At 73.7% G+C, this 13754-nt stretch carries 12 protein-coding genes; 7 read left to right on the top strand and 5 right to left on the bottom strand.

What is annotated here, in order from left to right; all coding sequences use genetic code 11:
* Window positions 1-68 precede the first annotated feature (68 nt).
* Window positions 69-2462, top strand: a complete 2394-nt coding sequence (gene treY, locus JKV81_RS32275; protein ID WP_202079169.1) for a malto-oligosyltrehalose synthase — start codon at window positions 69-71, stop codon at window positions 2460-2462.
* A gap of 75 nt (window positions 2463-2537) precedes the next feature.
* On the opposite strand, the gene JKV81_RS32280 is transcribed toward treY, so the two are convergent.
* Window positions 2538-3104, bottom strand: coding sequence for an FHA domain-containing protein (locus JKV81_RS32280; RefSeq protein ID WP_124275401.1), 567 nt, complete (start codon window positions 3102-3104; stop codon window positions 2538-2540).
* Window positions 3105-3268: 164 nt separating this feature from the next.
* On the opposite strand from JKV81_RS32280, the gene JKV81_RS32285 reads away from it, so the two are divergent.
* Window positions 3269-4228 (top strand): GNAT family N-acetyltransferase, encoded by a 960-nt coding sequence (locus tag JKV81_RS32285; protein ID WP_202079171.1) that lies wholly within the window; start codon window positions 3269-3271, stop codon window positions 4226-4228.
* A 227-nt stretch (window positions 4229-4455) separates the two neighbouring features.
* Window positions 4456-5367, top strand: a complete 912-nt coding sequence (locus JKV81_RS32290) for a GNAT family N-acetyltransferase (RefSeq protein ID WP_202079173.1) — start codon at window positions 4456-4458, stop codon at window positions 5365-5367.
* Here the strand turns inward: JKV81_RS32290 and JKV81_RS32295 are convergent.
* Window positions 5355-6734 (bottom strand): GH1 family beta-glucosidase, encoded by a 1380-nt coding sequence (locus tag JKV81_RS32295; RefSeq protein ID WP_129266166.1) that lies wholly within the window; start codon window positions 6732-6734, stop codon window positions 5355-5357. The two genes, JKV81_RS32290 and JKV81_RS32295, sit on opposite strands and share 13 nt — an antisense overlap.
* 201 nt (window positions 6735-6935) lie before the next feature.
* On the opposite strand from JKV81_RS32295, the gene treZ reads away from it, so the two are divergent.
* Window positions 6936-8696 carry a malto-oligosyltrehalose trehalohydrolase gene (treZ, locus tag JKV81_RS32300; protein WP_202079175.1) on the top strand — a complete coding sequence of 587 codons (1761 nt, stop codon included), beginning with the start codon at window positions 6936-6938 and terminating at the stop codon, window positions 8694-8696.
* A 106-nt stretch (window positions 8697-8802) separates the two neighbouring features.
* A complete protein-coding gene (locus JKV81_RS32305) occupies window positions 8803-9819 on the top strand; it encodes an aldo/keto reductase (protein WP_202079177.1) in 1017 nt (338 codons plus the stop codon).
* Between the two features lie 42 nt (window positions 9820-9861).
* On the opposite strand, the gene JKV81_RS32310 is transcribed toward JKV81_RS32305, so the two are convergent.
* A complete protein-coding gene (locus tag JKV81_RS32310; RefSeq protein WP_202079179.1) occupies window positions 9862-10992 on the bottom strand; it encodes an aminopeptidase P family protein in 1131 nt (376 codons plus the stop codon).
* A 92-nt stretch (window positions 10993-11084) separates the two neighbouring features.
* Window positions 11085-11708: a nucleoside/nucleotide kinase family protein gene (locus JKV81_RS32315; protein ID WP_129266162.1), complete on the bottom strand. Its 624-nt coding sequence runs from the start codon at window positions 11706-11708 to the stop codon at window positions 11085-11087.
* A 97-nt stretch (window positions 11709-11805) separates the two neighbouring features.
* Here JKV81_RS32315 and JKV81_RS32320 point away from each other — a divergent pair, with 97 nt between their 5' ends.
* Both JKV81_RS32320 and JKV81_RS32325 read left to right on the top strand, forming a co-directional pair.
* Window positions 11806-12192: a VOC family protein gene (locus JKV81_RS32320; RefSeq protein ID WP_202079181.1), complete on the top strand. Its 387-nt coding sequence runs from the start codon at window positions 11806-11808 to the stop codon at window positions 12190-12192.
* 46 nt (window positions 12193-12238) lie between these two features.
* Entirely contained in the window at window positions 12239-12787 is a 549-nt protein-coding gene (locus JKV81_RS32325; protein ID WP_202079183.1) for a hypothetical protein, read from the top strand.
* A gap of 42 nt (window positions 12788-12829) precedes the next feature.
* On the opposite strand, the gene JKV81_RS32330 is transcribed toward JKV81_RS32325, so the two are convergent.
* The gene (locus JKV81_RS32330; protein WP_147984181.1) at window positions 12830-13735 is read right to left on the bottom strand and encodes a LysR family transcriptional regulator; all 906 of its coding nucleotides are present in this window, start codon (window positions 13733-13735) and stop codon (window positions 12830-12832) included.
* Window positions 13736-13754 lie beyond the last annotated feature (19 nt).

The following is a 13754-nucleotide window of genomic DNA, read 5'->3' on the forward strand; positions in this document are numbered from 1 at the left end:
GCGTGCCCGGCCGGTCCGGGTGGCGCAGAAGGTGGGAGAGAGGCGTCCGGCTGGGTACGTACGAGTCCATGACGCCCACCGCCACGTACCGGCTGCAGCTCCAACCGGACTTCCCGTTCGCCGCCGCCGCGGACGCCGTGCCGTACCTCGCCGAGCTCGGTGTCTCCCATCTGCATCTGTCCCCCGTCCTGGAGGCCGTGCCGGGGTCCGGGCACGGTTACGACGTCGTCGACCACAGCACGGTGCGGGCCGAGTTCGGCGGCGAGGAGGGCCTGCGGGAGCTGGCCGGCACGGCGCGCGCCCACGGTCTCGGGCTGATCCTGGACATCGTGCCGAACCACATGGCCGCCGCGCCCCGGCACAACCTGCCGCTGTGGGAGGTGCTGCGCGAGGGCCCGGAGTCCCCGTACGCCCGCTGGTTCGACATCGACTGGGCGGCGGGCGGCGGCAAGGTGCTGCTGCCCGTGCTGGCGGGGCGCATCGGCGAGGAGAGCGACGGATTCGAACCGGGCACCCGGGACGACGGCACGCCGGTGCTCCGTTACGGCGATCTGGAGTTCCCGCTGCGCGAGGGTACGGCGGACCTCGCGCTGCCGGAGCTGCTGGCCGCCCAGCACTACCGGCTCGCCTGGTGGCGGCTGGCCAGGACGGAGCTGAACTACCGGCGGTTCTTCACCATCTCCGAACTGATCGGTGTCCGGGTGGAGCACCCCGAGGTGTTCGCCGCCACCCACGGCAAGATCCTCGAACTGGTCCGCGAGGGGGTCGTCGACGGTCTGCGCATCGACCACCCGGACGGGCTGGCGGACCCCGCCGCGTATCTGGGGCGGCTCGGTGACGCGACCGGCGGGCGGTGGACGGTGGTCGAGAAGATCCTCACCGGTGACGAGGCCCTGCCGGCCGGCTGGGCCGTCGCGGGGACCACCGGCTACGACGCGCTGCACCGGATCGACGGCCTGTTCACCGACCCGATGGGCGCGGCGGACCTGCTCGGCCGCTACCGGGACTTCGCGGGCCCTCCCGGGGACCGCGGCGGCTACTGGACCGCGACCGTCCGCCGGGCGGCGTACCGCGTGGTCACCCATGAGCTGGCCGCGGAGACGGAGTGGCTGACGCGTCTGGCCGTCGAGGTGTGCGCCGGGGACACGGCCCTGCGCGACCACGCGCCGTGGGCGCTCCACACGGCGGTCCGTGAGCTCCTGGTGCGGGTGCCCGTCTACCGGCCGTACGTGACCGCGGGCGGCCCGCTCACCGAGATCGCGGAGTCGACGCTCCCGGCCGAGGCGGTGCGGGACGCCAAGGCGGTGTTCTCGGTCTCGCAGGAGGCGGAGGCCGTCGACGTGGTGCGGGACCTCGCGCTGGGCCGGCTGGGCGACGGGCCGGCGCACGCGGCGTTCTGCGCCCGGTTCGCGCAGACGGCGTCCGCGCTGCACGCCAAGTCGGTGGAGGACACCGCGTTCTACCGTTACGTCCCGCTGATCTCGGCGACCGAGGTGGGCGGCGACCCGGGCCGGCCGGCGGTGAGCCCGGAGGAGTTCCACGCGTTCTGCGCGAGGATCGCACGGGACTGGCCGGCGACCGGCACGGTGCTGACCACCCACGACACCAAGCGCAGCGGGGATCTGCGGGCCCGGATCGCGGTGCTGTCCGAGTGCCCCGAGCGCTGGTCCGCGCTGGTGGCGCAGCTGTCCAGGGCCGCGTCCGCGCCTGCCCCGGACCCGCAGCTGGCCTGGCAGGCCTGGCAGTCCGCGTACGGCTGTGTGGGCCTGCCCGCCGGGGAGATGGCGGGGAGGCTGGAGCCGGCCCTGCTGAAGTCCGTCCGGGAGGCGGGCCTGTTCACCAGCTGGACCGAGCCGGATCCCGCGTACGAGCGGGCGGTGACCGACTTCGTGGCGGCCGGTCCGGGCAGCGACGCTGGCGAGGCGCGCACGCTGCTGGCCAGGTTCGCGGAGACGCTCGCTCCCTTCGTACGGGCCAATGTGCTGGGTGCCGCGCTGGTGCACCTCACGATGCCCGGCGTGCCCGATCTCTACCAGGGCACGGAGCGGGAGTACATCGCGCTGGTCGACCCGGACAACCGGCGGCCGTTCACCAGGCCCTCCTCGGGCGCCGACGAGAAGGCCGCACTGACGACGGCGGCGCTGCGTCTGCGCCGGGAGCGCCCGGAGCTCTTCGGCGAGTCGGCCACGTACGCCCCGCTGACGGCGCGGGGCGCCGCGGCCGCGCACTGCCTGGCGTTCTGCCGGTCGGGCGAGGTGGTCACGGCGGTGACCCGGCTGTCGTTGCGGCTGGAGGAGGAGGGCGGCTGGCGCGACACGGAGCTGGCGCTGCCCGACGAGGGACCGTGGGCCGATCTCCTGGCGGAAGGGCGGGAGTTCACGGGGCCCGTGGTGCCGGTGGCGGAGCTCTTCACGGACCGGCCGGTGGCGCTGCTGGTGAGGGCGGGTACGGAAGGGCGCTGAGGTACGTCCCGCGACGCAGGGCGAGCGCCGGCAGGCCGGTGTGCCGTCGCGGGCGTGGAGGCACCGCCCCCGGCTTCAGGCCGGGGGCATGGGCAGCGACGCGATGAGCCGGAAGGACATCCGGCCGAAGCTCACCTGGTCGCCGTCGCGCACCACGACCGCGCCGACGACCCGCTGGCCGTTGACGCAGGTGCCGTTGGTCGAGCCGAGGTCGCGCAGGATCCACCGGCTGCCGTGCGCGGTCAGTTCGGCGTGCAGCCGGGACACCGTCTCGTGGCTGAGCCGGAGTCCGTTGCCCGGGTCGCGGCCGATGCGCAGCGGCTGCGGGCCGGGCAGGGGCAGCAGGAGTTTGGGGAGCCGCTCGGACTGCCACGCCCGGCGCACCCGGGCGGGAAAGGCCGAGACCCCGCCCACCGCGCGGAAGAGGCCGCGGGACCAGCGCCCGCCCGGTTCCAGGTCCGAGGTGAGCGCCTTCAGCTCCTCCGACCGCCGGGCGGTCAGGGCCAGTTCCATGCGGCGCAGGAAGGTGTCGTGGGAGAGCTTGCCCTGTGCGGCGCCGTCTCTGAGCACACCGAGTACACGGTCGCGCTCGGCGTCCGAGAGCCGCGCGGGATACGTGGAGGACTCGAAGGAGGACGTCACAGCACCGATTGTCGGTCCGGGAGGCCCGAGGTGTCCAGACGATGCCCGTTTCCGGCCTTCCTGACCTGGGCGGCAGTGGATAAATACCGCTCGCCGGGCGGCGGGAAGTTGTTAGGGTCACGCGCTGCCGCCTTCGGAGGCGGCGTACACGTCGAGGAGACCCTGTGACCCCTGCACCACCGGAACTGACCATCCGTCCGCTCACCGGAGCGGACGAACTCGGTCTCTTCCAGCGGCTTTCCTATGTGCTCGACCATGAGCTCGCCGATGACCTGGCGACGGGCCGCCGCCGCCCCGAGTGGATGTGGGTGGCGCTGCGCGGCGGTCACGTCGTGGCCCGGATCGCCTGGTGGACGGGTGAGAAGGGCGGCGCTCCCCAGCTCCTGGACTTCTTCGACGTGGACGACTCCCTGCCGGAGCCTGAGCGCGGGTCGATCGGGCTGGAGCTGGTGGAGCGGGCGACCGCCGCCGTCGTCCCGGCCGGTAACGCCCGTCCGGAGTACGGCCGTTACCTCCCGCCGGACTGGCGCGAGGACCCCGCCTCGCGCGAGGTCGTGGAGGCCCGGATACTGGTCATGGAGGCGACCGGTGCCCGGCTGCTGGTCGAGCGGCTGCGCCTGGAGTGGCGGGCCGGCACGCCGGTGCCCGAGGACTCCGGCCGGCTGGTCTTCCGCCCGGTCACCGGACGCGAGGACCTCCTCGCGCTGATGACCCCGGTGATGGAAGGCACCCTGGACGCGCACGGCCGGCAGGACCTGGCGTCCGGACTGAGCGCCCGCGAGGCCGCGGAGAAGCAGTACGACGAGGAGTTCGCCGGTCTCCGGTCGCCTCAGGAGTGGTGGCGGATCGCGGAGCTGCCGGGCGGGGAGCCGGTCGGCTTCGTCGTTCCGGCGCGCAACAACTACCACCCGATGATCGCCTACATCGGGGTCCTGCCGGCGCACCGGGGGCACGGCTACATCGACGACGTCCTGGCCGAGGGCACCCGGGTGCTCGCCGCGCAGGGCGTGGAGCGCATCAGGGCGGCGACCGACCTCGGCAACGTACCGATGGCGAAGTCCTTCGCGCGCCTGGGCTACGTCAACTTCGAGCGCGCCTTCGACATGGTGTGGGACCAGCCCTAGCCGACCGGCCGTAAGAAACCGGCTGCAAAAAAGCGGTGGACGCGGCATTCCGGGGGCCGTAGTGTCGGCGCCCGGACACCCGCCCGGACAGGGAAGGAGGCGAAGGACATGCGTGGCAACAGCGTCGACACCATCCGCAGCACCATGTTCACGCGCTCCCGTTCCGTCCGCAGGACGGTGTCGGACTCGGTCTGACCGGGGGCGCCGAGTCCCCGGAGGACCTCACCATGACCGTTCCGGTCATCCGTCCGCTCACCCCGAGCGACGCCCATCTCTTCCATTCCCTCCAAGGCCCTTCCCTGGTCGGCCGTGCCGCGTTCGGGCACCGCTACGTCCCCGTGCACGAGGGCGGTGAGTACCGCCCCGAGTGGACCTGGGTGGCCCTGCGCGACGGGGTCGTCGTCGCCAGGGCGGCCTGGTGGGGCGGGCCCGACGACACCGAGCCCGTCCTGCTCAACTACTTCGACTTCGCCGAGGGCGAGGACGCCGCCGGCACCGAACTGCTGCGCCGCGCCCCGTGGTCCGTCGAGTACGAGCTGATCGTGCCGCCCGCCTGGCGGGAGACGCCCGAGGTACGGGCGGCCGCTTCCGCGCGGATCGCGGCCGCCGAGGCGGCCGGCATGAAACCGCTCGTCGAGCGGTACCGCTACGAGTGGACCACCGCCGACGGTCTGCCCGAGCGGCCCGGCCGGCTGGAGTTCCGCGAGGAGCCCGACGACGCGGTGATCCTGGACGTGCTGCGCCGGGTGCACTCCGAGACGCTGGACGCGCACGCCCGGCGCGCCGTCGAGGGCCCGGGCGGTCTGGAGCGGGCCGCCCAGGAGGAGCTGGACTTCTTCCACTGGTGCCCGTCACCGCGTTCCTGGTGGCAGCTGGCGTACACCCCGGAGGGCACGCTCGCCGGGATCCATGTGCCCGCCCACAACCCGGGCGGGCCGTGCATCGGCTTCATCGGGGTCGTCCCCGAGGCCCGGGGGCACGGTTACGGCTACGACCTGCTCGTGGAGTGCACACGCTTCCTGGTGGAGCACGGCGCGACCTCCGTCGCCGGGGCGACCGACCGGGGCAACGTGCCGATGGCCCGCGCGTTCGCCCGGGCCGGCCATCGCATCACCCAGGAGCGCGTTCACCTGGTGTGAGCGCCGACGCCCCCTGACCCGCCCGTCCGCTGGGCGCGGATCAGGTCGCGGTACCACGCGTAGGACTCCTTGGGGGTCCTGCGCAGGGTCTCGTAGTCGATGTGGACCAGGCCGAAGCGCTTGCTGGCGCCCTCGGTCCACTCGACGTTGTCGGTGAGCGACCAGGTGAAGTAGCCGCGTACGTCGACCCCCGCGTCGATGGCCGTGCGCAGCGCCTCCAGGTGCCCTTCCAGGAAGGCGATGCGGCGGCCGTCGGCGACGGGCTCGTCGACGGCGCAGCCGTTCTCCGTGATGTAGACGGGCGGCAGCCGGTCGCCGAAGCGGTCCCGCAGCTGGCCGAGCGTCTCGGCGAGCCCCTCGGGGACGACGGGCCAGCCGAAGTCGGTGGTGTCGTAGCCCTCGATCTCCCGGATCCCGAAGGGGAGCCCGGCGGGCATCGCGTACCCGGAGAAGGAGTCGAGCGCCTCGGGCCTGGGGGCGCCGACGAGGGTGGGGTTGTAGTAGTTGACGCCGTACCAGTCGAGGGGTGCGGAGATGACCTTGAGGTCGTCCTCGACCGGGCCGGGCATGAGCGCGGCGAAGCCCTCGTCGGGGTAGCGGCCGGTGAGGACCGGGTCGGCGAACAGCCAGTTGGTCAGGGTGTCGTAGATCTCCGCGCCCGCCCGGTCCTCGTCGGAGTCCCCCGCCGCCCAGACGGGGGTGTGCGAGAGCGCGATGCCGATGTTGCCCGCGCCCGCCGCGCGGAGCGCCCGCACGGCCAGTCCGTGGGCCAGCAGCTGGTGGTGGGCGGCCGGCAGGGCGTCGAAGAGGAGCGTGCGGCCGGGGGCGTGCTCGCCGAGGGCGTAGCCGAGCATCGTGACCTCGGCCGGTTCGTTGATGGTGATCCACATGGGGACGCGGTCGGCGAGCCGCTCGGCGACGATCCCCGCGTACTCGGCGAAGCGGTAGGCGGTGTCCCGGTTGAGCCAGCCGCCCGCCTCGTCCAGCGGGAGCGGGGTGTCCCAGTGGTAGAGGGTCGGGGCCGGGGTGATGCCGTGGGCGCAGAGCTCGTCGACGAGCCGGTCGTAGAAGTCCAGCCCGGCGGGGTTGAGCGCGCCGCTGCCGCCGGGGACGACCCGGGGCCAGCTGATGGAGAAGCGGAACGCGTCCGCGCCGAGTCCGGCGAGCAGGGCGACGTCCTCGCGGTAGTGCTCGTGGAAGCCGGTGCCGCGGGTGGTGTCGGTGCCGTCCTTGATCCTGCCGGGCTGTGCGGCGAAGGCGTCCCAGCCGGAGGGCCCCTTGCCGTCGGTGTCGAAGGCCCCCTCCGTCTGGAAAGCGGAGGCGGAGGCGCCCCACAGGAAGTTGGGTGGGAACGTCGGCACGGTCATCTCGGCCTCCAGCAGCCGTAAGAGGGACCTTGTATGACTGCCCGGGCTCGCCGCGTATGAGCAGAACCCGGCAGGGCAATGATCAGGACCAGACCCTAATCGGCAGTTACGTGCTCGCTCCAGTATCCGGGGGTCGTGGGTGTGAATTGCGCCGATCATGGGGCTCCGGCGAGGCATCAGGTCCTGGACGAGGAGTGGTGAATGCGGTTCGAGGTGTGGGCCCCCGAGGCCGGGTCGGTCGAGCTGTGCACGGCGGGCGGCCGGCTGCCGATGGAGGGCGATCCGCTGCGCGCGGGCCGGTGGACCGCGGAGGCGGAGGCGGCGGACGGCGACCGCTACGGTTTCTCGCTGGACGGCGGCCCCGTGCTGCCCGATCCGCGGTCCCGACGCCAGCCGGACGGGCCCGACGGCGAGAGCGCGGTGGTCGACCACGACGCGTACGCCTGGCACACCGTCTGGGCCGGGCGGGGGCTGCCGGGCGCCGTCCTGTACGAGCTGCACGTCGGCACGTTCACGGAGGAGGGCACCTTCGGCGCCGCGGCGGACCGGCTCGGCCGTCTCGTGGACCTCGGCATCACCCATGTGGAGCTGATGCCCGTCTGCCCGTTCCCGGGAACCCACGGCTGGGGGTACGAAGGAGTGTCGCTCTGGGCGGTGCACGAGCCGTACGGCGGCCCGGAGGGACTGAAGCACTTTGTCGACACGGCGCACGGGCTGGGTCTCGCGGTCGTCCTGGACGTGGTCCACAACCATCTGGGCCCCTCGGGCAACTACCTCCCGGCGTTCGGCCCGTACTTCACGGACACCCATCACACCCCCTGGGGTTCGGCCGTGAACCTCGACGCCCCCGGATCGGACGAGGTGCGCGACTACCTGCTGGGCAGCGCGCTCGCCTGGCTGCGCGACTACCGCCTCGACGGCCTGCGCCTGGACGCCGTCCACGCGCTGGCCGACGGCAGGGCGCTCACCTTCCTGGAGGAGCTCTCCACGGCCGTCGACGCCCTGGCCTCGGAGCTCGGCAGACCGCTCGCGCTGATCGCGGAGTCCGATCTCTGCGACCCGAGGACGACCACACCGCGCACCGAGGGCGGCATCGGGCTGCACGCCCAGTGGAACGACGACTTCCACCACGCCCTGCACACCGCGCTCACCGGCGAGTCCCAGGGCTACTACGCCGACTTCGCCACCGCCCCGCTGGCTGCCCTGTCCAAGACCGTGACCAGGGCGTTCTTCCACAACGGCACGTACTCCAGCTTCCGTGGCCGCACGCACGGCCGCCCCGTGGACGTCACCCGCACGCCCGCCCACCGCTTCGTCGGCTACGCCCAGACCCATGACCAGATCGGCAACCGCGCCCTCGGTGACCGGCTCGCCGCCGGGCTCTCCCCGGGCCTCCAGGCGTGCGCCGCGGCGCTCGTGCTCACCGGGCCGTTCACCCCGATGCTCTTCATGGGCGAGGAGTGGGGCGCCCGTACCCCCTGGCAGTTCTTCACGGACCACACCGACCCCGGGCTCGCGGAGGCCGTGCGCAACGGCAGACGGCGGGAGTTCGCGGCCCACGGCTGGGCCGAGGAGGACATCCCCGACCCGCAGGACCCGGCCACCCGGGCCCGCTCCTGCCTCGACTGGAGCGAGCCGGAGCGCGAGCCGCACGCCCGGCTGCTCGCCTGGTACCGCGAGCTGATCGCCCTGCGCCACGCCCTGCCGGACCTCTCCGACCCGGACCTGGCGTCGGTGCGGACGGCGTACGACGAGGAGGCCCGCTGGATCGCCTACCGGCGGGGTGATCTGCGGATCGCCGTCAACCTCTCCGGGAAGCCCGCCGCCATCCCGCTGGGGGCCGGCCGGCACCGGGCGGGCGGGGGCAGGGTGCTGGCCGCCTGGGAACCGGCCGAGGCTCCCGGCGCCGACGGGCTGCTGCACCTGCCGCCGGAGTCCTGCGTGCTGCTCGCCGACGACTGAGCCGCACCGGCCGAACGGCCCGGGCCGCGCAACTCCCTTGCCTTCGTGTGCACTTCAACCTCTATGGTCCAGACCATGTCCGGACGGTCCGGACGGAGGGGGAGCCATGAAGCAGCGATTCCTTGGCCGGTCGGGGCTGCGCGTCAGCGAACTGTGCCTCGGCACGATGACGTTCGGCCAGGACACCGACGAGGCCGAGGCGCACCGCGTCCTCGACACCTTCGCGGAGGCGGGCGGGACGTTCGTCGACACCGCGGACGTCTACCAGCGGGGGGTGTCCGAGGAGATCATCGGCCGCTGGCTGAAGGACCGCCGCCGTGACGACCTCGTCATCGCCACCAAGGTGTTCGGCACGATGGGCGAGGCACCGAACGCGGGCGGGCTGAGCCGCAAGCACATCGTGCGGGCCGTGGAGGACAGCCTGCGGCGGCTCGGCACGGACCACATCGACCTCTACCAGACCCATGTCTGGGACGCGACGACACCGGTGGAGGAGACCCTCGCGACGCTGGACACGCTGGTGAAGGCCGGAAAGGTCCGCTACCTCGGTGCGAGCAACCTCTCCGCGTCGCAGCTCCAGCGCTCCCAGGACCTGGCGCGCCGCAACGGCTGGGAGCCCTACGTCAGCCTCCAGCCGCTCTACAACCTGCTGGCCCGCGAGGTCGAGTGGGAGCTCGCCCCGGTGAGCCTGGCGGAGGGCGTCGGCATCATCCCCTGGAGCCCGCTCCAGGGAGGCTGGCTGACGGGCAAGTACCGGCGGGGCATGACCGCGGTGGAGCCCGGCACCCGCGAGGCCCGCTACCAGCAGGAGCTGGGCCGCGAGGCCTGGCGGGAGCGGGACGACGAGAGGACCTGGCGGGTCGTCGAGACGGTCGTCGCCGTCGCCGAGGAAGCCGGGCGCACGCCGGCGCAGGTCGCCCTGCGCTGGCTGCTCGGACGCCCCGGCGTGACGGCACCGATCGTGGGGGCGCGCACGGCCGCGCAGCTGACCGACAGCCTCGGCGCGGCGGGCTGGGAGCTGACGCCGGAGCAGACGGCCCGGCTGGACACGGCGAGCGAGCGCCCGCTGCCCTATCCGTACGACGTGCTGCACCGGTTCCGGGACCGCGAGCCGCAGGACTGAGGGCCGGGGCCGGCACCGGGAGCCGGGCCCGGGCGCAGGCGCCTACTCGACGACGGCCAGTTCGCGCGCGGTCGTGTTCAGCCGCCGGCCCCCGCTCTCGGTGACCGTGACGATGTCCTCGATGCGGACGCCGAAGCGGCCCGGGAGGTAGATGCCCGGCTCCACGGAGAAGCACATCCCGGGGACCAGCGGCTGCTCCTCGCCCTCGATCATGTAGGGCGGCTCATGGGTGGTGACGCCGATGCCGTGGCCGGTGCGGTGGATGAAGCGTTCGCCGTAGCCGAATTCGGTGATGACGGCGCGGGCCGCCCGGTCGACGTCCTGGCAGGCCACTCCGGGCCGCACCGCACGGCAGCCGGCCTCCTGCGCCTCCCGTACGACGTCGTGGACCCGCTGCTCCTCGGCGGTGGGTTCGCCGACGTGGACCGTACGGGAGGTGTCGGAGCCGTAGCCGTGCTTCAGGCCGCCGAAGTCCAGGACGACCATGTCGCCCCGCTCGATGGTGCGGTCGCCCGCCTCGTGGTGCGGGTTCGCGCCGTTGGGGCCCGACCCCACCACGGTGAAGTCGACCTGGGAGTGGCCGTGTTCCGTGAGGAGCGCGGCCAGGTCGGCGGCCACCTCGCTCTCCCGCCGCCCGGAGAAGCGGACTTTCAGGATCTGCTCGTACGTCGCGTCGGCGGCGGCCCCCGCCGCGGCGAGGCGTTCCAGTTCGGCCGCGTCCTTGACCGCCCGCAGCATGGGCAGGGCGTCGGTGAGCGAGGCGTAGGAGCTGTCGGGCAGGAGCTTGCGCAGGGCCAGCAGGTGCAGCGCCCAGGCGTTGTCGCTGATCCCGAACCGGCCCTTGGCGTGCAGGAGTCCGGCGGTGAGGGTGTAGGGGTTCGCGGCATCGGTCCAGTCCCTCAGGATGAGGGCGGGGGCACCTGCGGCGCGCTCCGCGTCGGCCGCCTCCAGGGCGGGGACGACGAGGACGGGGTCGTGGCCCGCCCTGAGGACGAGGAGGGTGAGGCGCTCGGTCTCGGCGGTCGGCCGGTAGCCGGTGAGGTGGACCATGTCGGGGCCCGGGGCCACGAGGACGCCCGCCAGTCCGGCGGCTTCGGCGGACTCGGCCGCGCGGGTCATCCTGGCCCGGTAGTCGTCGGCGGTGAAGGGCACGGGCTGGTCGGTGCTGGGCATGAGGACCTCCTGGCGGGGCGACACGGCACACAGCATCCTGCCCGGCCGCCCGGCCGTAAGCGAGCGGGATTCCGGGGCGCGCCGCGTCCGGTTCAGGGCAGCCGTACGACGAGGTCGGCGCGGTCCCGGTGCCGCTCGACCAGCCGGGCGTTGCGCTCGTCGGAGCCGGCGACCCAGCGCTCGGCGTACGGACGCGGCTTGCCGAAGCGCACATGCCGGTCCACGAGCCGGCTCACCCGCAGCCCCGGATCGGCGTCCAGGAACCACACCTCGTCCAGCAGTCCGCGCACCGGCGCCCAGGGGCCCTCGTCCAGCAGCAGGTAGTTGCCCTCGGTCACGACGAGCGGGATGTCCGGGGCGACGCACACGGACCCGGCGACCGGTTCCTCCAGCGCCCGGTCGAACGCGGGCGCGTACACCGGGTCGGGGCCGGGCCGGCGCAGCCGCCGGAGCAGGGCCGCGTATCCGGCGGCGTCGAAGGTGTCGGGGGCGCCCTTGCGGCCCGCCCGCCCGAGACGCTCCAGCTCCGCGCCGGCCAGATGGAAGCCGTCCATCGGGACGAGGACCGCGCGGCCGTCGAGCCGTTCGGTGATCCTGGCGGCCAGCGTGGACTTCCCGGCGCCGGGCGCACCCGCGATGCCGAGGATGCGGCGCCCGCCGGCGTCGGCGAGGCCACGGGCGCGTTCCGTCAGCGTGGCGAGATCGCTCGTGTCCATGGCGGGCATTGTCCCCGTACGGGACCGGTACACGTGAGTGTCACGTATAAAGTGTTACGTATAACTCACGCCGTGCCGCACACCGACGAGGTTCCCCATGTCCCACATCGCCCTGGTCACGCTGGTCGTCCGCGACTACGACGAGGCCCTCGCCTTCTACACCGACGCCCTCGGCTTCGAGCTGGTGGAGGACACCGACCGGGGCGACGGCTCCCGCTGGGTCGTCGTCCGGCCGCGGGGCGCCGCGGGTACGGGACTGCTGCTGGCGCGCGCCAAGGACGGGGCCCAGGAGGCGGCCGTCGGGGCGCAGACGGGCGGCCGGGTCGGCTTCTTCCTGCACACGGAGGACTTCGCGGGCGACCACGAGCGGATGCGGGCGGCCGGCGTCCGCTTCCTGGAGGAGCCGAGGCACGAGACGTACGGCTCCGTCGCGGTGTTCGAGGACCTCTACGGCAACCGGTGGGACCTGCTGCAGCCCGCGTGAGTCCCCTGCCCTACCCGGGGCCCGCCGCCCCTGCCATGATCGGCCCATGACATCGGGGGGCACGTCGCCGGCGTACGAGGCACGGTACGGCTGGGACCGCAGGACGTCACTGTTCGTGGTGACGGCGGCGGCCCTCACCACGCTCGTGGCGGTGGCGGACGTCACGCCGGTCCTGCGATGGCCGGGAGTCGTCCTGTTCGGTGGCGCGGGCCTGTTCATGGCGTACGGGGCGACGAGCCGCAAGGTGGCGTTCCGGGTGGACGGGACGGGCGTGCTGCTGGGCGGCTCCCCCGCCCGCTACTCCGCGACCACGGCGCATGTGCCCTGGCAGGACATCACGGCCGTCGTCCTCTGGCAGCAGCACACAGCGGCGGGCATGCGGTGGGTGGGTGTGGCCCGCCGCCCCGACGCGGCTCGGCTGCCCGGGCCGGGGCAGGGGGACCGCCCCCAGGCCGTGATGCGGGCGATGGCCCCGGAGGTTCCCGCCGACGTGGCCCTGGCCTCACGTGCCGTCACCGGCTGGCGCCTCGACCACGCCGCGCTCGCCGCCGCCGTCCACCGGTTCGCGCCGGACGTGCCGGTGGTCGGCGGCTGAGGGCGTCCGCGACCCGGCCCGTACCGACGTCCGGGACCCGCGCTACGCCGGGCCGGCCGCCGCGCGCAGTGCTTCCAGGACCGGCCTGATCAGCGGGTGGCCCTCGGCGCCCTGGCGTACGGCGGCGAAGACGCGCCGGGTCGGGGCGACGCCCTCCACGGGCCGTACGACGACCCCGCCGAGCTCCGTGCCGCGCAGCGCCGAGCGGGGCACCAGCGCCACCCCGGCGCCCGCACCGGCCAGGGCGACGACGGCGTGGAAGTCGTCGGAGGAGTGCTCCAGCAGGGGCTCGAAGCCCGCGTACTCGCAGGCCAGGACCACCACGTCGTGGCAGGGGTTGCCGGGGTACGGGCCGATCCACACGTCCTTGGCGAGATCGGCGACGGCGACGTGGTCCTGGTCCGCGAGGCGGTGGCCGACCGGCAGCACCGCGTCGAAGGGCTCCGAGTACAGCGGCACCCGGGTCAGCCGCCGGTCGTCGTCACCGGGTGCGCCCCGGTACTCGACGGCGACCGCCACGTCGACCTGCCGGTCCAGCACCATCGGCACGCTCGCGTCGCCCTCGGCGTCCTGCACCCGGACCCGGATGCCGGGCGCGGTGCGGGTCAGTTCCGCGATCGCCGGGGCGAGGACCAGCCCGATCCCCGTGGCGAACGCGGCGACCGTGACCGTCCCCGCGACACCCGCGCTGTAGTCGGCGAGCTCCGCCTCCGCCCGCTCCAGCTGGGCGAGGACCGCGTTGGCGTGGGTCAGCAGGATCTCCCCGGCGACGGTCAGCCGCGCGCCCCTCGCCCCGCGCTCGACCAGCCGGTGGCCGGTCTCCTGCTCCAGGGCGGCGAGCTGCTGGGAGACCGCCGAGGGGGTCAGATACAGCGCGGCGGCCGCGGCGGTCACGGTGCGGTGGTCCGCCACCGCACGGAGAATGCGCAGCCGCCGTGCATCGATCATGCGCCCATGATCCCAGATC

This window comes from Streptomyces silvae (assembly GCF_016745505.1).
GTDB classification, from domain to species: domain Bacteria; phylum Actinomycetota; class Actinomycetes; order Streptomycetales; family Streptomycetaceae; genus Streptomyces; species Streptomyces silvae.